General features: G+C 39.8%; 19 protein-coding genes. 14 read left to right on the plus strand and 5 right to left on the minus strand.

The window, feature by feature from the left end:
• Nucleotides 1–88 precede the first annotated feature (88 nt).
• Entirely contained in the window at nucleotides 89–2,308 is a 2,220-nt protein-coding gene (gene parC / locus CQZ96_RS14725; RefSeq protein WP_105713793.1) for a DNA topoisomerase IV subunit A, read from the plus strand.
• Between the two features lie 149 nt (nucleotides 2,309–2,457).
• Entirely contained in the window at nucleotides 2,458–4,131 is a 1,674-nt protein-coding gene (locus CQZ96_RS14730) for a long-chain-fatty-acid--CoA ligase (protein WP_004725264.1), read from the plus strand.
• A gap of 91 nt (nucleotides 4,132–4,222) precedes the next feature.
• On the opposite strand, the gene CQZ96_RS14735 is transcribed toward CQZ96_RS14730, so the two are convergent.
• Nucleotides 4,223–4,609 (minus strand): hypothetical protein, encoded by a 387-nt coding sequence (locus CQZ96_RS14735; RefSeq protein ID WP_004816535.1) that lies wholly within the window; start codon nucleotides 4,607–4,609, stop codon nucleotides 4,223–4,225.
• A 106-nt stretch (nucleotides 4,610–4,715) separates the two neighbouring features.
• On the opposite strand from CQZ96_RS14735, the gene CQZ96_RS14740 reads away from it, so the two are divergent.
• Both CQZ96_RS14740 and ppa read left to right on the plus strand, forming a co-directional pair.
• A complete protein-coding gene (locus tag CQZ96_RS14740) occupies nucleotides 4,716–5,114 on the plus strand; it encodes an MAPEG family protein (protein WP_004725268.1) in 399 nt (132 codons plus the stop codon).
• Nucleotides 5,115–5,235: 121 nt separating this feature from the next.
• Complete coding sequence (gene ppa, locus CQZ96_RS14745; RefSeq protein ID WP_004725270.1) at nucleotides 5,236–5,760, plus strand: inorganic diphosphatase; 525 nt, start codon at nucleotides 5,236–5,238, stop codon at nucleotides 5,758–5,760.
• Between the two features lie 102 nt (nucleotides 5,761–5,862).
• Here the strand turns inward: ppa and CQZ96_RS14750 are convergent, their stop codons facing one another.
• Nucleotides 5,863–7,188, minus strand: coding sequence for an OprD family outer membrane porin (locus CQZ96_RS14750; RefSeq protein ID WP_056517603.1), 1,326 nt, complete (start codon nucleotides 7,186–7,188; stop codon nucleotides 5,863–5,865).
• 309 nt (nucleotides 7,189–7,497) lie between these two features.
• Between CQZ96_RS14750 and CQZ96_RS14755 the strand changes: the two genes are divergently transcribed.
• Together CQZ96_RS14755 and CQZ96_RS14760 are read left to right on the plus strand one after the other, a co-directional pair.
• Nucleotides 7,498–8,268 carry a TorF family putative porin gene (locus CQZ96_RS14755; protein WP_105713794.1) on the plus strand — a complete coding sequence of 257 codons (771 nt, stop codon included), beginning with the start codon at nucleotides 7,498–7,500 and terminating at the stop codon, nucleotides 8,266–8,268.
• Nucleotides 8,269–8,789: 521 nt separating this feature from the next.
• On the plus strand, nucleotides 8,790–9,560 hold the full coding sequence (locus tag CQZ96_RS14760) for a TorF family putative porin (protein WP_056517593.1): 771 nt from the start codon (nucleotides 8,790–8,792) through the stop codon (nucleotides 9,558–9,560).
• Between the two features lie 65 nt (nucleotides 9,561–9,625).
• Here the strand turns inward: CQZ96_RS14760 and CQZ96_RS14765 are convergent, their stop codons facing one another.
• From CQZ96_RS14765 to CQZ96_RS14775, 3 genes are all read right to left on the minus strand, one after another.
• The gene (locus CQZ96_RS14765) at nucleotides 9,626–10,135 is read right to left on the minus strand and encodes a GNAT family N-acetyltransferase (RefSeq protein ID WP_105713796.1); all 510 of its coding nucleotides are present in this window, start codon (nucleotides 10,133–10,135) and stop codon (nucleotides 9,626–9,628) included.
• Nucleotides 10,136–10,168: 33 nt separating this feature from the next.
• Complete coding sequence (locus tag CQZ96_RS14770; protein ID WP_105713797.1) at nucleotides 10,169–11,656, minus strand: YifB family Mg chelatase-like AAA ATPase; 1,488 nt, start codon at nucleotides 11,654–11,656, stop codon at nucleotides 10,169–10,171.
• A gap of 71 nt (nucleotides 11,657–11,727) precedes the next feature.
• Nucleotides 11,728–11,955, minus strand: coding sequence for an accessory factor UbiK family protein (locus CQZ96_RS14775; RefSeq protein WP_056517583.1), 228 nt, complete (start codon nucleotides 11,953–11,955; stop codon nucleotides 11,728–11,730).
• 291 nt (nucleotides 11,956–12,246) lie between these two features.
• Between CQZ96_RS14775 and glnK the strand changes: the two genes are divergently transcribed.
• From glnK to murD, 8 genes are all read left to right on the plus strand, one after another.
• Nucleotides 12,247–12,585, plus strand: coding sequence for a P-II family nitrogen regulator (gene glnK / locus CQZ96_RS14780; protein WP_004725283.1), 339 nt, complete (start codon nucleotides 12,247–12,249; stop codon nucleotides 12,583–12,585).
• A gap of 67 nt (nucleotides 12,586–12,652) precedes the next feature.
• The gene (locus CQZ96_RS14785; protein WP_105713798.1) at nucleotides 12,653–14,056 is read left to right on the plus strand and encodes an ammonium transporter; all 1,404 of its coding nucleotides are present in this window, start codon (nucleotides 12,653–12,655) and stop codon (nucleotides 14,054–14,056) included.
• A 144-nt stretch (nucleotides 14,057–14,200) separates the two neighbouring features.
• Nucleotides 14,201–14,665, plus strand: coding sequence for a transcriptional regulator NrdR (gene nrdR / locus CQZ96_RS14790; RefSeq protein ID WP_004725286.1), 465 nt, complete (start codon nucleotides 14,201–14,203; stop codon nucleotides 14,663–14,665).
• Nucleotides 14,666–14,698: 33 nt separating this feature from the next.
• Nucleotides 14,699–15,811: a bifunctional diaminohydroxyphosphoribosylaminopyrimidine deaminase/5-amino-6-(5-phosphoribosylamino)uracil reductase RibD gene (gene ribD / locus CQZ96_RS14795; RefSeq protein ID WP_004725287.1), complete on the plus strand. Its 1,113-nt coding sequence runs from the start codon at nucleotides 14,699–14,701 to the stop codon at nucleotides 15,809–15,811.
• Entirely contained in the window at nucleotides 15,808–17,112 is a 1,305-nt protein-coding gene (locus CQZ96_RS14800; protein WP_004725289.1) for a DNA adenine methylase, read from the plus strand. Before ribD ends, CQZ96_RS14800 begins: the two co-directional genes overlap by 4 nt.
• 91 nt (nucleotides 17,113–17,203) lie before the next feature.
• Nucleotides 17,204–17,863 carry a riboflavin synthase gene (locus tag CQZ96_RS14805; protein ID WP_004725291.1) on the plus strand — a complete coding sequence of 220 codons (660 nt, stop codon included), beginning with the start codon at nucleotides 17,204–17,206 and terminating at the stop codon, nucleotides 17,861–17,863.
• 109 nt (nucleotides 17,864–17,972) lie between these two features.
• Nucleotides 17,973–18,518: a VTT domain-containing protein gene (locus tag CQZ96_RS14810; RefSeq protein WP_004725292.1), complete on the plus strand. Its 546-nt coding sequence runs from the start codon at nucleotides 17,973–17,975 to the stop codon at nucleotides 18,516–18,518.
• 259 nt (nucleotides 18,519–18,777) lie between these two features.
• Entirely contained in the window at nucleotides 18,778–20,124 is a 1,347-nt protein-coding gene (gene murD / locus CQZ96_RS14815) for a UDP-N-acetylmuramoyl-L-alanine--D-glutamate ligase (RefSeq protein WP_105713799.1), read from the plus strand.
• Nucleotides 20,125–20,126: the final 2 nt, after the last annotated feature.

Below are 20,126 nucleotides of genomic sequence, written 5' to 3' on the forward strand. Positions count from 1 at the left end.
CTTGTGTAGTCAGACCCTGCGACTTAGCATAAGAACGTAGATACAAAACATTTATTTAGAACGCACTTATTTAGGATAAAAGGTTGTTATGACAAGCCTTGCGCATCATGCGACAGAAAATCGTTCCGTAGCAGAATTTACTGAACAAGCTTACCTCAACTATGCCATGTACGTGATTATGGATCGTGCATTGCCACACATTAGTGATGGTTTAAAACCTGTACAACGCCGTATCGTTTATGCGATGAGCGAATTGGGATTAAAACCAAGTGGTAAGCCGAAAAAGTCTGCACGTACAGTCGGTGATGTATTGGGTAAATACCATCCGCATGGTGACTCAGCCTGTTATGAGGCCATGGTGTTGATGGCACAGCCATTTAGTTATCGTTACCCATTTATTGAAGGGCAAGGGAACTGGGGTTCGCCTGATGATCCTAAATCATTCGCAGCCATGCGTTATACCGAAGCCAAACTTTCTCCTTATAGTGATTTGTTACTTTCTGAATTAGGTCAAGGGACCTGTGATTGGCAAGATAACTTTGATGGTTCAATGAAAGAGCCAGTCAATTTACCAGCGCGTGTACCAAATATTTTACTCAATGGTACCACTGGAATTGCAGTGGGAATGGCAACGGATATTCCGCCACACAATTTACGTGAAGTGGTTAAAGGTACGATTGCTTTAATCCGTAATCCAAACTTAACAGATGAAAAAATTGCAGAATATATTCCTGCACCAGACTTACCGACCAAAGCAGAAATTATTACACCACGTGATGAATTATTAAAAATTCAAATGACTGGGCGTGGTAGCTATCGTACCCGTGCAGTATATACCATTGAAAAAAATGAAATTATCATCACTGAGCTGCCATATCAAGTTTCTGGCTCGAAAGTCATCACGCAAATTGCAGATCAAATGCAAGCCAAAAAACTGCCATTGGTCAGTGACTTACGTGATGAATCAGACCATAAAAACCCAACACGTTTGGTGATTGTATTACGTTCAAATCGTATCGATGCCGATGCAGTCATGAGTCATTTGTTTGCGACAACCGATTTAGAGTCGAGCTATCGTGTCAATATGAACATGATCGGTGCTGATGGTCGTCCACAAGTCAAATCAATCCGTCGCATTTTATTAGAATGGATTGAAATTCGTAAGAGTACTGTCACACGTCGTCTGCAATATCATCTGAATAAAATTGAAAAGCGCCTACATATTCTTGGTGGTTTGATCATTGCGTATTTGAACATTGATGAAGTGATCAAAATTATTCGTGAAGAAGATCAACCTAAACCCGTGTTGATGATGCGTTTCAATATTGATGAAGTTCAGGCAGAAGCAATTTTAGAGCTTAAGTTACGCCATTTGGCAAAACTTGAAGAAATGGAAATGCGCCGTGAGCAAGAAGAACTTGAGGCCAGAGCAGCGGTGATTCGTGAACAACTTGCAAATCCAGAGTCATTAAAATCTTTGATTATCGAAGAACTTAAAGATGATGCGAAGAAGTTTGGTGATGATCGTCGTTCACCGATTGTGCAACGTGAAGAATCACAGGCCATTAGTGAACAAGATTTAATGCCTGCTGAAGCGGTAACGGTGATCCTTTCTGAGGCGGGTTGGGTTCGTGCAGCCAAAGGTCATGATATTGATGTTGAAAAATTAAATTTCCGTGCCGGTGACCAGTACTTAAGTTCAGCACAAGGTAAGTCGAATCAGAAAGTATATATTTTAGATGAAACTGGACGAAGTTATGCTTTGGCCATCAATAGTTTGCCATCGGCGCGTGGTTTAGGAGAACCGTTGAGTTCAAAACTTTCTCCAGCCAATGGTGTGGGCTTTATGCAAGTCCTGATTGAAGATGAAGAAAAAGAAATAGTTGCTGTAAGTTCAAAAGGTTATGGCTTTAAATCGCAAGCTAAACAATTGGACACCAATGCCAAAGCAGGTAAAACATTCCTGACTGTTGCTGAAAATGCGACAGCAATGCCAATCGAAGTCGTTGAAAACCATACTCATTTGGCTATACTCAGCTCAGCAGGACGCCTACTTTTAATTGAATTATCTGACTTGCCAACGCTCAATAAAGGTAAAGGAAATAAGTTGATACAACTTGAAACTAATGAGTCTGTTCAGTTTATGTTAACTTTGAATTTAGATGAAGTAATACAAGTGCTTGCAGGGCAGCAACAATTAAAATTAAAAGGGGAAGATTTACAGAAATATATCGGTAAACGCGCATCAAAAGGTCAATTGTTACCGCGCGGATATCAAAAAGCAAATAAACTGTTGATTCAAAGATAAAACTAGCATCCTTGGATTGAAATACGTTATATATGCAAAGTGTTCGTGAAAATGGATGCAATATTGAGCACAAAGAAGCCAAAAAATTATGTTCAATATTGAGAAAAACAGTTTAAAACTAAGGATTACTGATTGGAGATTATGGCATTATGGAAAAAGTTTGGTTCGCTGAATATCAAAAAACTGGGATTCCAGAAACAGTAGAATTGCCACAGGAAAATAGCTCTCTTATTGATATTTTTGAGCGTAATTTCCAAAAATTTGGTTCACGTGATGCCTTTATCTTCATGGATAAAGTGATGTCATTCAGTGATCTTGAATTGGCAAGCCGTAAATTTGCAACTTATTTGCAAAGTTTAGGTTTGGCAAAAGGTTCACGTGTTGCAGTGATGATGCCTAACGTCCTTCAGTATCCAGTTGTCGCTTTAGGTGTACTCCGTGCAGGTTTGGTACTTGTGAATGTGAATCCACTTTATACAGCACGTGAATTAGAACACCAACTTAATGATTCAGGCGCTGAAGCGTTGGTCATTGTTGAAAACTTTGCGACTGTTTATCAAGCGATTATTGGTAAAACACCAGTAAAACATGTTGTCATTGCTTCGGTTGGCGATATGTTAGGTACCTTAAAAGGTACTTTGGTTAATTTTGTTTTACGTAAAGTGCGTAAACAAATTCCAGATTGGAATATTCCAGGACATACTAAGTTTAATGCTGCATTGGCAAAAGTAAGTCCAAGTAATTATAAACGTCCAACCATGACCCTCAGTGATACTGCTGTACTTCAGTACACAGGCGGTACTACGGGTGTTTCAAAAGGAGCGGAACTTACCCACCGTAACTTAGTTGCAAACTTGTTGCAATGTGACGGTATTTTCCAAAGTAAATTTGGCCAAGGTGATGGCGCTAAAGATGATCGTATCTTCTGTGCTTTACCGCTTTATCACATCTTCGCATTTATGGTTTGTGCGATGTATGGTATGTATAAAGGTCAGGCAAATATTCTGATTCCAAATCCACGTGATTTACCTGCAGTGATTAAAGAATTACGTAAATACCAACCAGGTTTCTTCCCTGCGGTAAATACCTTGTTTAATGCGCTGGTGCATAATGAAGAATTTAGACAGCTCGACTTCAGTAAGTTAAAAATGGCGATGGGCGGTGGTATGGCCGTGTTACCGTCAACTGCTGAAGAATGGAAAAAAGTTACAGGAACCATCATTATTGAAGGTTATGGTTTATCTGAAACTTCTCCAGTCGCAACTGCAAACCCACCTGCAACGACTGAGTTTAGTGGCACAATTGGTATTCCTTTACCACTGACGGATGTTGCGATCTTAGATGATGATGGCAATCATTTGTCACAAGGCGAGCAGGGTGAAATCTCAATTCGTGGTCCTCAAGTCATGAAAGGCTATTGGAATCGTCCAGATGAAACTGCAAAAGTCATGACAGCTGACGGTTATTTCCGTACAGGTGATATTGGGATCATGGATACCCGTGGTTATTTCAAAATTGTCGATCGTAAGAAAGACATGATTTTAGTATCTGGTTTCAACGTCTATCCTTCTGAAATTGAAGAAGTGATTGCGCAACATCCTAAAGTGCTTGAAGTGGCTGCAATTGGCGTACCTGATGAAAAATCTGGTGAAGTGCCAAAACTATTTGTAGTGAAAAAAGATCCATCTTTAACCACTGAAGAAGTTCTTGAATATGCAAAAGAAAACCTAACCGGTTATAAACGTCCGCGTTATGTTGAGTTTATGGATGATTTACCAAAATCAAATGTAGGTAAAATCCTACGTAAAGATTTACGTAAATAATTGAAAAATTAAAGATAAAAAAGCGCCAATAGTGGCGCTTTTTTATCTTCGATGTAAAGTAATCGATCGCTTTATGCGGTGATTTCAACATTTATTTTTTGTGAGAACGAATATACCAACCATCAATATAGGGGCGGCTTAAGCCAACAATTGCTGTAAAGGTTAGCATAGTGCCCATTTGACGCCCTAGTGCAGAAGGATGAATACTGCCATAGCTAAAATAAATATCGATTAAACAGTATACGACAATAATAGCTAACCAAAAGTATAGATTCATACGCTTTATACCAACGGCAAAAAAAGCCACCACCAAAACAATGAGCGTTCCCAAGGTGGATTGCCAATTGTAATTTGCACAAATCACGCACAAGAGAAAAGCCAAAATTGGCAATACAATTTTAAGAATACGATCAATCTCCGCTTGTTGATGGCGCTGCTTTTCTAAAACCTCAAACAATTCATTTTGATCTGGTTGCACGTTATTGTCCTCACTACACAATTTTGCAAAACTCTGCATTTAACAAAAAATATTCTGTTCATGCCATGCTATGATAACTCGCATTAACACTTCATGAGAAAAAATCATGTCTGGGATAGATGGCATCATATATTTAATTCTAATTGCCTGTTTACTTCCTTATGTTTTTACCATTATTGCAAAAGCGTCTGGTGGTTTTAAAGCTGCTGATAATCAGAATCCCCGTGAATTTTTAGCCAAAACCACAGGTTTGGCTGCACGTGCCAATGCAGTACAACAGAATAGTTTTGAGAGCTTACCTTTATTTATTGCTGCGATTTTAATGGCAGAGTATATGGTGGTATCACAACATCTGATTATGATGTTAGGCATCGCGTATATTGTGTTACGCATTATTTATGGAATTTGCTATCTGGCGAATATTTCAGCGCTACGTACCATTATTTGGGCTTTGTCCTTAGCTTGCCCAATTATTTTATTGTTATTGGTTATTCGAATCGTCTAAACAGTTTTCGATGAAATTCATTCATTTTGATGATGCAAAATGTATAATCCGCATCTGTTTGCGCAATTTAGCGTTATAATCGACAAGATTTTAAATAAGACCTCACTTGAAAGAGTATCCTATGAGCTATAGCAATATTCCTGCTGGTAAAGATGCACCAAATGACATCTACGTAATTATCGAAATCCCAGCAAATGCTGCACCGATTAAATATGAAGTAGATAAAGATTCAGATGCTTTATTTGTAGATCGTTTCATGGGTACAGCGATGTTCTACCCAGCGAACTATGGTTATGTACCAAATACATTGTCTGAAGATGGTGACCCATTAGACGTATTGGTTGTAACTCCACACCCATTGGTACATGGTTCAGTGATTCGTTGTCGTCCTGTTGGTAAATTAAACATGGAAGATGATGGTGGTATTGATGCGAAACTGATCGCAGTTCCACATGACAAATTGACTCCGCTTTATAAAGATGTGAAAGAATATTCAGATCTTCCTGCATTATTATTGAATCAAATTGAACATTTCTTTGCACATTACAAAGACTTAGAGCCTGGTAAATGGGTTAAATTAACAGGTTGGGAAAGTTCAGAAGTTGCAAAAGCTGAAGTCTTAAAAGCAATCGAAGCTGCAAAATAAGCCAGATTAAAACGTGGTTTGAAGATTGAAAAATGTTCAAACCCATAAAAAAACCTGCATGATTCAATGCAGGTTTTTTTGTTTCTGTGGATTTATTCTAAATTAGAAAAATTTCACAGGAATATCTAAGAAAATACGCCATTCATTGGTATCACCAATATAGACAGGATTATATGCTTCACTTGCACGGTAGTAAGAGTGACGTAGACGTAAGCTCGCATCTTTTGCAAAACCACTTTGCATGGTGTATTTCACCTGATTAAAGAATTCACGTTCTTGTGCATCATCAGTTACATTACGGACTTTAATATCCCAACCATAAACAAATGCTGTGGTCCAATTTAAGCCAGCAACACCATAATTGCTAAAGTCTAGGTTATATTGAACTTGTGCTGATTTTTCATGGTTACCAATAAAATCAGACATATAAGAGTTTGGTAGATAAATACTTTGGAAACCGTCAGCATTTTGACCATAGTCATAGCCCACATCACCTGTATTTTGTTGGTAAGCCAACATCACAGTGTGCGGACCTTGATTATAAGTAGAAGACAATGCCCAGATATTATTGGTTTTTTCTACGCCTGCTTTACCTGTATTTGCATAATCCGCATCAACAGGACCTGTTGCAGAATAGGTATTGGCATTTTTATCAAACTTGGTGTGATAACCACTGAAATCAAAAGTTAAAGAACTTTGATTTGCCAATGGGTATTTATAATTGGCATTGATATAATGACGTTCTAACGCATTTTTAGAATCTAAACCATAATAAGACGCGCTAAGCTGGTCATCAAATTTGTATTTAGCACCCCAAACAATCGCATCATCTAATTTATTACCATCAGTCTTGATCTGATCAGACATTTGGTCTTTGGTGAATTTACCAGCAACAAGTTCTAAATTTTTAATTTCATGGCTGGTTAATAACGTACCTGTAAAATATTCAGGAACAAGACGCGTTGTATTACTTGCAAGTACAGGTAAGTCGAGAACTTGCGTACCATAACGTACAGTTGTATTTGAGAAACGAGCTTTTACGTTTGCGCCACCACGTGCCCAATGATCATATGGATCAACTCGTCCATTTGCGTCTCTTGCACCATTATTTTTGAGTGCAATCATATTATTGCCAGCATGGGTGTTTGGACCGATTTTAAAAGAACCATCACCAACTACACCAACACCGAAACCGACGATACCTTGAGTGAAGCCAGAATCTAAGTCAACAATTGCCGTTTGTGCAAATGAGCTTTGATCGTCAATACCATGTTTTTTATCACGAAGAATATAACCTGTACGAAATAATACAGAACCTTTGGCATCTTCAACGAACCCTTTTGCATCACTTTGTTCGCTAGCAAATGTAGGGGATATTAGAACCGCGTTAATTAATACAGCTAAAGTAAGTTTTGGAGCATTCAACATGAATTGCCTCGTGAACGAGAATAGATTGCACTGACTGATCGAATTCAGAACAGATTGTGGATGAATTGTATATTTAATCTATAAAAAGGGAATCTCTTTTGCTTAAAAATATTACATTTCTGTAATGTTTTACACAATATTAATTTCTTTTCTTATGAAAAAAAGTTCTAAAGAATTGTTAAAATGCTGATTTTATGTGAAATATGAAATAAATTGAAAAATATGCCGAATTTATGTCCATGTTTTTTACCAAAAATTTAAAAACACAGTAAAATTCGCCTTTATTTATACGCCCATCCGTTTGTCATCATGAACTCACTTATTTCTAAACTGTTATGGGCAATGCCTATTTGTATCGCGTCGTGCCCGGCATTTGCTGAAGAAGCAAATGTCTTGGTTGAAAATGGTACGATCTCTGGAAATGTGGGACTGGTATCCAAGTACATTTATCGAGGTGGAGTTGAAAATGATGATGTCGCTGTGCAAGGCGGTTTAAGTTATGCACATAAAAGTGGCATCACGGTGGGGTATTGGGGTTCTACACTGAGCTACAACCCTGCAGATGATACGCAAGATCATGGTTTTGAAAATAATTTTTATTTAGCTTATGCTCAAGAAATTGCGCAAAATTGGAGCTATAACTTAAAAACCACTGCATATGTTTATCATAAAGGCGGTACTGTTTATGCGGATCAAGCAGATCATCGTAAAACCACCTATACCGATCTATCTGCTGAGCTGAGTTATAAAAATTTAACCGCAGGTGCTTCAGTGATGTTAGCCGATGCATCCTCTGCCAATGCGGGTGATATTTATCTCAGCATTGCGTATCATCATGCTTTGGCTCAAGATTTTATTTTCAACACGGCTATTGGTGCATCTCTATATAACAGTCATCATGATGACAGTATTGTGCAGACAGAACAGGATTTTGCGTTAAGTGAAATGCGCTTGGGGCTCAGTAAAGTCATTGCTAATACAGGTGTTTCAGCTTCATTAGACTATGTAATTGGTGGTAAAGACCGTTTAGGTGAAGATTATAAGGACAATTTGGTATTTGGTTTGACTTATAGTTTTTAAGATTAACTTATAGTTTTTAAGATGAATATGAGTGAGTTATTTTATCTTCCTTATTTTATCAAAGTGTATGACCGAAGATAGGGCATGCACTTTTTTTAGGCATTTTTTAAAATGTGTGCTTTTTTTGAGCAAAAGAACAATATGCACCACTAAAATCATCTTACATGAAAAGCGTAAAGCAATATTTATACGCTTTTTATGACAACAATAAAGCACGTTATAGAAAATTTACGCTTAGATTTTTCATACTACTTTGCATTAAAACCATGCTTAAAGTAGGTCAGTATGAATCAGTTCCATCAAGTGATGCTTGAAATAGCATATGTTCAACAACTGAAGAATAAGAAAAATCATCCACAATCTTTTAATTTTAAACTATTGATTATCAATAGATTGCTGAATATTTCTGAATTTTATAAACAGCTTGAATTTCATCTTGGCATGGCAATTGCTAATTGCTTAGGGAGTTCATCAAATTTTAGCATAACAAATAAACATCATATGATGGGGGAGCACTCAAGATGAAATTCTCAACTAAAGCACTAACATTGGCAGTTCTATCGTCTACAGCAACAATAGCAATGGCGGAGGATACGACGCTTTCACAATTAGGTTTAAGTTTTTCAGGCAGTGCTGCTTTAACGAGTGACTACCGTTTTCGTGGTGTTACTCAAGCTCAAAATGATCCAGCTGTGCAAGCAACTTTTGCATTGACACATTCTTCTGGTTTGTATGCGGGTGTATTTGGTTCAAATGTGAATTTTGGCGGTCCAGATCCACATTTAGAGCTTGACCCTTATATTGGTTATTCTACAGCACTTGAAGGTTTTGCGAGCAAGCCAGTTCTAGATGTCGGTCTTTGGTATTATAACTACCCAAGTGCAAGTGATTTAAATTGGTTAGAACTGTACGGTAAATTAACCTTTAAAAATGCATTTACGGAAGGTGATAGCATTCTTACCAATATTAACTATACCAATGATTATGCTGGCGCAGATGCGAGTAGCTGGAATGTGAATGCAGGCTATTCAGTACCATTTGGTTCTACAGGTTTTGGTGGTGTTGCGAATGTCGGTTATACCGTTGTTACAGATGACGATAAATATAACTTCAATGGCGATGATAATTATGTGGACTGGAAAGTAGGCGTAACTTATGTACCAAAATCAATTCCAAGTCTGACAGCAGAACTCGCTGCGATTGGTACAAATACGGATACAGACGGTTTAACTAATGTAGCAAAACGAGCTGTTGAAACAGGTGCAGTGTTTACTTTAACTAAAGCGTTCTAAGCGCAAATTAAAATCTATAAAGGTGACCATGAGTCACCTTTATTTTTTGCGATTTTGAAATCAAATTAGGCTTTCACTTCAAATGCTGGATGATATTTTACCGTTCCTTGTGGAATGCTTTGGTTAAAAGCAAGGACTTGAAAATATTCAGCAGGCACACCTTCAAGGATCAAATTGGCGTGTGGCTGAAAGCTAAATTTGGAATAATAGGCGGGATCTCCAAGCACCACACATCCTGCGGCATTGAATTGTTGTAACTGCTGTAATGCGTGGTGGATTAAAGCTTTGCCAACACCTTGTTGTTGATATTCTGGTGCAACTGAAATTGGACCTAAACCATACCAATGTTGTGCACCAGAAGAAATTTCAACAGGTGAAATTGCCACATGCCCAATAATCTGTTCATCCAATTCAGCAACAATGGAAATGGTTAATTGATTTGCATCCCTGAGTGCATTGACGATCAAGTGTTCAGTATGGTCGGTATGCGCTGCATTTAGAAAAGCCAGTTGAGTGAGATTGAAAATATTTTCAATGTCGTCTGCATATTCGTTGCGTAAGGTTAAATTTAGCATGTTATTTATCTTCTATACGTCATAGCTTGGATTCTAAGATTGAGTTCCCCGATATGACAAGGCTTCGGTTAAATGGGCACTTTGGATTTGTTCACTTTGAGCTAAATCTGCAATGGTCCTTGAAACACGTAAAATACGATGATATGCCCGTGCAGATAAATTCAAACGTTGTTGTGCCATTTCGAGCATTTGCTTGGATGTTTCATCTAAAATCACATATTTTTCTAAGTCTTTTGGCGATAAGCTGTGATTTAAATGCCCTTGTCTTTGGATTTGAAAATCACACGCATCAATTACCCGTTCCCGTACTGTTGCTGAATCTTCGACAGGCGTTTGATCCTGTAATTCTTGTGCTTTTAATGGTGGCACATCGATATGGAGATCAATACGATCCAATAATGGACCTGAAATTCGGTTTTGATACCGTTTAATTGCTTCGGCAGAACATTGGCAGCGACTGTCTTGGTTAAATGCATAACCACAAGGGCAGGGGTTCATTGCTGCAATCAATTGAAAGTTTGCAGGAAATGTAATTTGGCGCGATGCTCTAGAAATAATGATTTCTTTAGATTCAAGTGGTTGCCTTAAAACCTCTAACACTTTTTTGTCAAACTCAGGCAATTCATCTAAAAATAATACACCTAAGTGCGCCAGCGTAATTTCTCCGGGTTTTGGATTTGAACCGCCACCGACGAGAGCGATTGCAGACGCGGTATGGTGCGGGGCGCGAAATGGGCGCTGTCCAAAATGGTGTTTAGTCTTGGCAATTGAATAAATACTGGCAACTTCAAGATTTTCTTGTGGATTTAAGGCTGGCAAAATACTTGGTAAGCGTGAAGCTAACAGGGTTTTACCTGTACCCGGTGGCCCTTTAAATAAAAGGGAATGTCCACCTGCTGCTGAAATTTCTAAAGCGCGTCGTGGGCGTAATTGCCCTTTGACATCTGCCAAATCAAATTTATAGGCATTGTTTTGCTGTACTTTTTGCCGAACAGTTACATCAATTTTTTGTAGGTTTAAGAAATGCTCACAGACTTGTTTTAAGTGCTGTGCAGCAAACACCTGAAACTCAGGCAATTGTGCTGCTTCTGCGGCATTTTCCTGTGGCAACATCAATTGATGCTTGGCCATTTGACATGCCATCGCAATGGTTAATGTTCCCGTGCTGGGCCTTAAGTGCCCATCCAGTGCCAACTCACCAATAAACTCAAAATGATCTGTGACATTTTCGGGAAGTTGCCCTGTGGCAATCAAGATACCAAGTGCAATGGGCAGATCTAAACGAGAGCCATCTTTGGGCAGATCCGCAGGTGCGAGATTGATGGTTAAGCGTTTGCTTGGGAATTGATAACCACTGTTAATGATGGCAGATCGAACGCGATCTTTACTTTCACGAACTGCAGCTTCAGCTAAGCCAACAATTGTTAAAGAAGGAAGCCCTGCACTAACATGGACCTCAACTTCAATTAAAGGTGCATGTAGCCCGAGCAAGCCTCGGGTATAAATTTTTGCTAAAGACATTGTTGTTTTCCACTTGTGCTTTATTTTTAATCATTATTATATTTTTTGCACCAATAATGTGCAAATTTAGTTTACTTTTTATCCTGAATCAGTATCTCAAGTGCTTTGACCTGTTCTTGTAAATCGGTCAAGCGTAAATTGGCATTATTTAGTGCAGTCTTTTGGCGTTCAATTTCGTCTTTTGAAACGATATCCATTTTAGAAATGGCTTCATTAAGTAAGGCGCGTAAATTATGTTCTATGTCTTTTTTAGGCTGATCGACCTGTTCTAAAATTGCTTGTAATAATGTTTCAATCATGAGGAATCCAAATGAGTAATGTTCTTTGCCTAGTGTAACATCGCGTATTCATTTTATTTAAGTAATTTTTTATCCGATGCTTAAAGCATGATGTCTCCTATAATTTAGCAGTGAAATCTAAAAAAACACGCAATATTATGTGTTTTTTAAAGTTGCAACTTCACCTAAGTATATACAATAGGTTATAAAGGCAATGCATGTTGATTGAATTAATCACCCCAACCATTAATAAGATTGGCATGAAAATTGAACATAAAACCTTACTGGTGAAATAAGCCGAAGGAAAACAATATGAAGCTCGTAACTGCAATTGTAAAACCGTTTAAATTAGATGACGTGCGTGAAGCACTGTCTGATATAGGCGTTCAAGGGATTACCGTAACTGAAGTTAAAGGTTTTGGTCGTCAAAAGGGGCATACTGAACTTTATCGTGGCGCTGAGTATGTTGTTGATTTTCTGCCTAAAGTGAAAATCGAAATCGCAATCAGTGATGACATGGTAGATTCAGTGATTGAATCTATTACACGCGTTGCTAGCACTGGTAAAATTGGTGATGGAAAAATTTTCGTGACTAATTTAGAGCAAGTAATTCGTATTCGTACAGGTGAAACAGGTCCAGACGCTGTTTAATTTGGCACGAAGATTGCTGGTTATGTATATCAATACATAACTCACAAAATTAGGTTGGGGGATACGAATGAAAAAAATGCTATTAGCGCTCAGCCTGTCTGGCGCACTTCTTGGCGGATCAGTTGCGTGGGCAGAAGAAAACGTAGCTGAGCCTGCATCTACAGCTGTTGCAACGGCAAGTGATGTGACTGCAACAGTCGCCGATACATCGGCAACCGTTGCGCCTGAAACGGTGACTGCCGCAGCTGCTCCAGCAGAGGCAGAAAAACCAACTTTAAATACAGGTGATACAGCGTGGATTCTTGTATCTACAGCACTTGTATTACTGATGACAATTCCCGGTTTAGCATTATTCTACGGCGGTATGGTTCGTAAGAAAAATGTGCTTGCCACCATGGCGCAAAGCTTTACTGCCGCAGCAGTGGTCAGCATCGTATGGGTGGTCATTGGTTATTCACTTGCATTTGGTTCTGGTAACGCTTTTATTGGTGGTTTCGATAAAATCATGTTATCTGGAATTACAACAGATGCGCTGAGTGGCACAATTCCAGAAATTCTTTTCGTTATTTTCCAAATGACTTTTGCGATTATTACCGTTGCCATTATCAGTGGTTCTGTGGCTGATCGTATGAAATTCAGTGCTTGGATCACATTTATTACGATTTGGGTCATTATTGTTTATGCACCGATTGCACACTGGGTATGGGGTGGTGGCTGGTTAATGAATGATGGCGCGCTTGATTTTGCTGGTGGTACTGTTGTTCATATTAACTCGGGTGTTGCTGGTCTAGTTGCTGCGTATTTACTGGGTAAACGTATGGGCTTAGGCAAAGAATCTATGGCACCACATAACTTAACTTTAACTGTATTGGGTGCAAGCTTGGTATGGGTCGGTTGGTTTGGTTTCAATGGTGGTTCTGCTTTAGGTGCCAATGGTTCAGCAGCGTATGCTTTGGTCACAACTCAAATCGCAGCCTCAGCGGCAGCAATTGCTTGGTTAGTGGTTGAAAAAATTGTTCGTGGTAAAGGTTCAGTATTGGGTGCAGCATCGGGTGCAGTTGCTGGTCTGGTTGTGATTACGCCAGCGGCAGGTTTTGTGACAGTAAGCGGTGCGTTGATCATGGGCTTAATCGGTGGTGTAGTGTGCTTCTGGGGGATCTCTGGTCTTAAACGTATCCTTAAAGCAGATGACTCATTGGATGCATTTGGTTTACATGGTGTAGGTGGTATTGTTGGTGCGATTTTAACAGCAGTATTTGCCAGCTCATTCATTATGGGCGACAAAGCACCGACAGATGTTATGCATCAATTATGGGTACAAGTTGAAGGTGTGTTAGCAACAATCGCATACTCAGCAGTTGTGACCTTTATCCTACTTAAAATTATCGATGTGGTGATTGGGATCCGTGTTGAATCTGATGATGAACGTATGGGTCTTGATTTAAGCCAACATGGCGAACGTATCGAATAATCAATCTAATTAGAATAATAACTATATATAGTATAAAACAGCCCGTAAGGGCTGTTTTTTTTCCATATCTTGCGAAAGGCTCAACAAAATCAGGTTTTTTTGCTACACTAGATGAAATCATGAATTTTGTTCAATAAAACCACTATGCATTGTCCATTTTGCAACGCTGCAGATAGTAAAGTAATCGACTCTCGTTTGGCCGCTGAAGGTAGCCAGATTCGTCGACGTCGTGAATGTATCAGTTGTGGCGAACGTTTTACGACATTTGAAAGTTATGAAGTGGTCATGCCACGCGTGACCAAGTCAGATGGTAAAAATGAACCGTTTGACGAAGCAAAATTACGACGTTCTTTAATGCACGCTTTACAAAAAAGACCCGTGACTCAAGAACAGATTGAAACCGTCATTAGTGATATTCAATTGCAAATTCGCCGCCTCGGTGAACGTGATGTACGTTCACGCACCATTGGTGAAATTGTCATGAAATCGTTGTTTGCATTGGATCATGTGGCTTATGTGCGTTTTGCGTCGGTGTATCAAGATTTCCAAGATATTGATGCGTTTCGTCATCAAATTGAACAAATGCAAGATCGTGGGCAAGACCACTAATTTTATTTTTGAACGTTATTGATTAGGAATTTTATGTCTGAGTTTGATTCAAATTCTAAACCCGAAGATTATGTCAACATAGATCAGGTTTGGATGCAGAAAGCAATTGAGCTCGCGAAGCTTGGACAATATTCCACACGACCAAACCCGAACGTCGGTTGTGTCATTGTAAAAGATGGGCAATGGGTGGGAGAGGGTTTTCATCCTAGAGCTGGTCAGCCACACGCCGAAGTTTTTGCCATGCGTCAAGCAGGCGAGTCTGCCAAGGGCGCAACCGCGTATGTCACTTTGGAACCTTGTGCGCATTATGGCCGTACACCACCTTGTGCTAAAGGCTTGGTTGAAGCGGGTGTCAGCAAAGTTGTTATTGCATGTGCTGATCCAAATCCTTTGGTGGCGGGAAAAGGCGTGGATATTTTACGCCAGGCAGGGATTGAGGTTGAAACAGGGGTTTGTGAGCAACAAGCGGCTCAACTCAATCAAGGCTTTTTAAAAGCAATGGCAACGGGTGTGCCTTATGTGCGGTTAAAGGTTGCGTCAAGTTTAGATGGCCGTACAGCAATGGCGTCTGGTGAGTCTAAATGGATCACTGGGGCTGAATCACGTCAAGATGTTCAGCATTGGCGGGCTATTTCAGGTGCAGTGATTACCGGGATCGATACCATTTTGGCAGATGACCCTCAATTAAATGTGCGTTCATTGGGTGATATTGATATTGCAACGATTGTCCAGCCTAAGCGGGTGATTTTAGACCGACAAGGGCGTTTGCCACTCAATGCTCAAATTCTTAGCGCGCCTGAAACAGTGATGGTCATGGGACCATTTCGTCAAGAACTTGCCAAGCTGGGCGTGGTACAATTAGAAGTACAATCTTTAAAAGATTTGCTTACGACTTTAAAAGATTTCCAAATTTACGATGTGTTGGTTGAAGCAGGTGCGACATTATCCACTGCATTTTTGCAGGAAAAACTGGTGGATGAATTAATCAGTTATGTTGCGCCAACCTTTTTAGGACAATCAGCACGTGCCATGTTCAATGCCGAATTTGAAACGATGGCACAACAATTACGTTTTAAGTTACAAGATGTTCATCAGTTTGGTGATGACATTCGCTTAAGACTTATCCCTTCACAAGAGTCAGTATGAATCCAGAGTCAACATCATCGGTTTACCATAAACGTCGTCATGCTGCGCGTACAACAGATGAATATCTTTTTCATCAGTTGGTTCCCTATCTGGGAAACAAACGTCGTTTGTTGCATCTGATTCTTGAAGCGCTTGAAATCACAGGTACTTTGAATCCTAAGGGTAAACGCGCCCCGATTTTTGCCGATTTTTTTGCAGGCAGTGGGGTGGTTTCACGTTTAGCACGTCAAAATGGCTATCGGGTGATTGCCAATGATTGGGAACCGTATAGCCATGCATTAAATCATGCCATTTTGGCATGCACAGATGCACCTGCATTTAAAGAATTGGGTGGGTATCAAAAAGCCATCGATTATTTAAACCGCTTGCCTGAAGTGAAAGGATGGGTTACGCATAACCTTTGTCCGCGGAATGATGAAATTTATGACCCTGCACGAGACCGTTTGTTTTTTAAACGCCGTAATGGGATGCGTATAGATGCAATTCGCCAGCAAATTGCCACTTGGCAAGCACAGGGTGCAATTGACGATGTAGAAATGAGTGCCTTATTGGCACCTTTGCTCTATTCAGCAAGTTTTGTCAGTAATACCAGCGGTGTATTTAAAAGCTTCCATCATGGTTGGGGCGGTAAGACCCAAACTGCGTTGGAACGGATTGAGTCGTTATTGTGGCTTACACCGAGTCGCTTTAGTGAAGTCGGGCAAAATAAGCAGAAAACACCGATGGCAGAAGTGTGGTGTGTAGATGCACAGCACTTGGCAAATCAAATGAGTGGTTTTGAAGTCGATGTGGCTTATCTAGATCCACCGTATAACCAACATGCCTATAGTAGTAATTATCATGTACTCAACTCGCTAACACTGTGGGATCAAGTTGATTTACCGACACCAGATACCAAAGGTTTTAAAAGTGGGATTGACCGTGCATGGCGTAAAGAACGCCCAAGTCCTTATAATTCTTCTAAGCATGCACAAGAAGCTTATGAGAATTTGTTGGAAACTATTAATGCGCGTTATATTCTCACCAGTTACTCAACCGATGGAAATATTGAGGCCAAAGACTTATTGGCGGCCAATCTGAAACGTGGCAAAGTCACCTTATTGACTCAGGATGTGCCTCGTTATCGTGTCAGTAAACAGCGTCAGTCTGAACGCGCACGTGTGCTTGAGTTTATTGTAATCACCGATACCCATGCTAAGTCTGGACCACCATTGCGTCAGCTGTTGGGTCAACTCTATCATTTTGCAGAATTGGGTGGTGTGGATACCTCAGGTGTAAGTACGCAACTGGCCTTATGGTAAGAATGCACCTTTGCCTTTAAAATATGGGCAAATGCAAAATAAACACGATTGAACTTCATCAGTTCCTCTCACTGCAGCAGTAGGTAGAATTATGTTCACAGGTATCATTGAAAGTTTGGGTAAAGTCGAAAGTTTACAAAATGTAGGCGGTGATGTGCGCTTACGTATTCAGACAGACTTGGATATGTCAGATGTACATTTGGGCGACTCTATTGCAACCAATGGGATTTGTTTAACTGTGATCGACTGGGGTGAAAACTGGTACGCTGCTGATGTGTCCCGTGAAAGCTTAAATCGTTCGACTTTAGCAAGTTGGAAAGCGGGGCAGGCGGTCAATGTAGAAAAAGCAATGTTGCCAACAACACGCTTCGGTGGACATATCGTCAGTGGACATGTCGATGCTGTGGGTGAAATCACCGTAGTGCGTTCAGATGCTCGCTCACTGTATTTCGAAGTCACTGCACCTGTTGAAATTGCTAAATATTTGGCTGAAAAAGGTTCTGTGACTGTAGATGGAATTAGCCTCACCATCAATCATTTACGTGGAAATATCTTAAGTTTAAATTTAATTCCACATACTGCTGAACGGACCAATATTGGAACGTGGAAAGTGGGCTCTCAAGTGAATTTAGAAGTCGATGTATTGGCACGTTATATAGAAAGATTGTTACTTGGTGATAAAGCTGCTGAGCCAAAAGCAGAGTCTAAACTCAGTATGGAATTTCTGGCAGCCAATGGTTTTTTAAAATAAATAAAAACCAAAACCGATTAAAAAAAGCCTAATTTATTTAGGCCTTTTAATATATACATGATTAAATTAGGCTAATATATCGTGAATTCTTCTGTAAGAGAGTTGAGTATTGCTTGAATTTTTATTGCATTTAGAACAATTATTGCCCACTTTTTTAGAAAATTACGGGCTGTGGATTTATGCCATTTTGTTTCTAATCATTTTTGCAGAAACTGGCTCAGTCTTTATGTTTTTTCTCCCAGGCGATAGTTTATTGATCGCTGTCGGTGCTTTATGTTCTACCGCTGAATCTGTGCATTTGCACTATATGGGTGTGTTGCTGATTATTGCTTCAATTTTGGGGTATATGGTGAACTATTATACGGGACGTGCGCTGGGTTTTAAGTTTTTCCACGCGCATTCACGTTGGTTTAAGCCTGAATATATTAAAAAGACCAACCATTATTTTGAAAAGCATGGCGGGAAAACCATTCTGGTTGCCCGTTTTGTGCCTTTTGTTCGTTCTTTTGCTCCTTTTGCAGCGGGTGCAGGGCATATGAAAATGCCTGTATTCATGTTGTATAACATTTTAGGCGGATGGATTTGGATTGCGCTGTTACTTGGTGCGGGTTATGGCGCGGGCAATTTATTATCCTTACTGCTCGATTCATTTTAATCAGATTCAAACAGTCATAAACTGCCCCGATGAATAAGCCGAATGCTGATCCTCAACATTCGTCTTATTCATATTGAGAATAGAATAAAACCACGGGTGGTTTTATTTAAGAAATCAGCTGTATTTATTAAAATAATCTGCTGCTATTTTTACGCACTGACACAAAAAAATATCCAGAAAGTGCAAACAGAAAAAGCTTTCAAATCGCCAAAGTGCTAACATTTTGCAAGTTTTAAAATCTTAATGCTGGTGAGCAAAAATGTTAATACAACGTGGTGGGTTAAAAGTTGTGGCTGGGCTTGGAATTTCAGGCGTTTCAGCCGTAAATTTTCTTCATGAAAATGGCTACCGTGTTGCAGTCACAGATTCTCGTGAAGTTCCACCAGGACATGAGCAAATTCCAGCAACAGTTCAAACCAGCTTTGGTCAACTCGATCAAGATTTACTTTTACAAGCTGAAGAAATTGTCATTAGCCCGGGGTTAGATCCTCAGTTGCCAGCAATTCAAGCTGCGATTGCAAAAGGTATTCCCGTCATCAGTGAAATTCAAATTCTCCGCCGTGCTACAGATAAACCGATTGTGGCGATTACTGGTTCAAATGCAAAAAGTACCGTGACCACTTTGATTGGTTTAATGGCACAAGATGCAGGGGTTAAGGTTGCTGTAGGGGGTAACTTGGGTCGTCCTGCTTTGGATTTAACCCATGATGATCCAGATGTTTATATCCTTGAACTTTCCAGCTTTCAATTGGAAGCAACCTCAAGTTTAAATGCAGAAGTGGCTGTGGTCTTGAACATGAGTGAAGATCACTTGGACCGCCATGGGGATATGGCAGGTTACCATGCGGCAAAACATCGTATTTTCCAAGGTGTGAAAAAAGTCGTATATAACCGTGATGATTCATTGACTCGCCCATTGGTGCCAGATGTCACACCGATGCAAAGCTTTGGGCTCAATGCACCTGATTTAAAACAATACGGTATTCTAAGAGAAGATAACGGTACGATTTGGTTAGCGCGAGGTCGTGAACGTCTACTCAAAAGTTCAGAGATGTATATCCAAGGAACGCATAATGTTGCCAATGCTTTGGCATGTTTAGCTTTGGGTGAAGCGATTGGTTTACCAATGGACAAAATGCTTGAAACCTTAAAAACCTTTAAAGGTTTAGAGCACCGTTGCGAATTCGTTAAAGAAGTGAATGGCGTTCGTTATTATAATGATTCTAAAGGTACCAATATCGGTGCAACTTTAGCGGCATTGGACGGTTTAGGTGCTGCAATTGAAGCCCAAGGTGGTCAGGTTGCAATTATTTTGGGTGGTCAGGGCAAAGGGCAGGACTTTACTGCACTACGTGAGTCTCTGCAAAAATATGCCAAAGTTGCGGTACTGATGGGTGAAGATCGCTCAATCATTGAAAATGCTATTGCAGGGACAACAACGCTGCTACATGCAGCATCTTTGCAACAAGCTGTAGAACTTTGTCAACAACATACGCATGCGCAAGATGTAGTGCTATTATCACCTGCATGTGCAAGCTTTGATATGTTTACAGGCTATCCTGAGCGTGGTCATCGCTTTGTTGAATATGTAAATGCTCTAAACTAAAA

The organism is Acinetobacter sp. MYb10 (assembly GCF_002980175.2).
In the GTDB taxonomy this organism is placed as follows: domain Bacteria; phylum Pseudomonadota; class Gammaproteobacteria; order Pseudomonadales; family Moraxellaceae; genus Acinetobacter; species Acinetobacter guillouiae.

Bases quoted from the DNA above. Each gene is read 5' to 3' on its own strand.
- parC (WP_105713793.1), top strand. From the start codon at position 89: ATGACAAGCCTTGCGCATCATGCGACAGAAAATCGTTCCGTAGCAGAA.
- CQZ96_RS14730 (WP_004725264.1), top strand. From the start codon at position 2,458: ATGGAAAAAGTTTGGTTCGCTGAATATCAAAAAACTGGGATTCCAGAA.
- CQZ96_RS14740 (WP_004725268.1), top strand. From the start codon at position 4,716: ATGTCTGGGATAGATGGCATCATATATTTAATTCTAATTGCCTGTTTA.
- ppa (WP_004725270.1), top strand. From the start codon at position 5,236: ATGAGCTATAGCAATATTCCTGCTGGTAAAGATGCACCAAATGACATC.
- CQZ96_RS14750 (WP_056517603.1), bottom strand. From the start codon at position 7,188: ATGTTGAATGCTCCAAAACTTACTTTAGCTGTATTAATTAACGCGGTT.
- CQZ96_RS14755 (WP_105713794.1), top strand. From the start codon at position 7,498: ATGAACTCACTTATTTCTAAACTGTTATGGGCAATGCCTATTTGTATC.
- CQZ96_RS14760 (WP_056517593.1), top strand. From the start codon at position 8,790: ATGAAATTCTCAACTAAAGCACTAACATTGGCAGTTCTATCGTCTACA.
- CQZ96_RS14765 (WP_105713796.1), bottom strand. From the start codon at position 10,135: ATGCTAAATTTAACCTTACGCAACGAATATGCAGACGACATTGAAAAT.
- CQZ96_RS14770 (WP_105713797.1), bottom strand. From the start codon at position 11,656: ATGTCTTTAGCAAAAATTTATACCCGAGGCTTGCTCGGGCTACATGCA.
- CQZ96_RS14775 (WP_056517583.1), bottom strand. From the start codon at position 11,955: ATGATTGAAACATTATTACAAGCAATTTTAGAACAGGTCGATCAGCCT.
- glnK (WP_004725283.1), top strand. From the start codon at position 12,247: ATGAAGCTCGTAACTGCAATTGTAAAACCGTTTAAATTAGATGACGTG.
- CQZ96_RS14785 (WP_105713798.1), top strand. From the start codon at position 12,653: ATGAAAAAAATGCTATTAGCGCTCAGCCTGTCTGGCGCACTTCTTGGC.
- nrdR (WP_004725286.1), top strand. From the start codon at position 14,201: ATGCATTGTCCATTTTGCAACGCTGCAGATAGTAAAGTAATCGACTCT.
- ribD (WP_004725287.1), top strand. From the start codon at position 14,699: ATGTCTGAGTTTGATTCAAATTCTAAACCCGAAGATTATGTCAACATA.
- CQZ96_RS14800 (WP_004725289.1), top strand. From the start codon at position 15,808: ATGAATCCAGAGTCAACATCATCGGTTTACCATAAACGTCGTCATGCT.
- CQZ96_RS14805 (WP_004725291.1), top strand. From the start codon at position 17,204: ATGTTCACAGGTATCATTGAAAGTTTGGGTAAAGTCGAAAGTTTACAA.
- murD (WP_105713799.1), top strand. From the start codon at position 18,778: ATGTTAATACAACGTGGTGGGTTAAAAGTTGTGGCTGGGCTTGGAATT.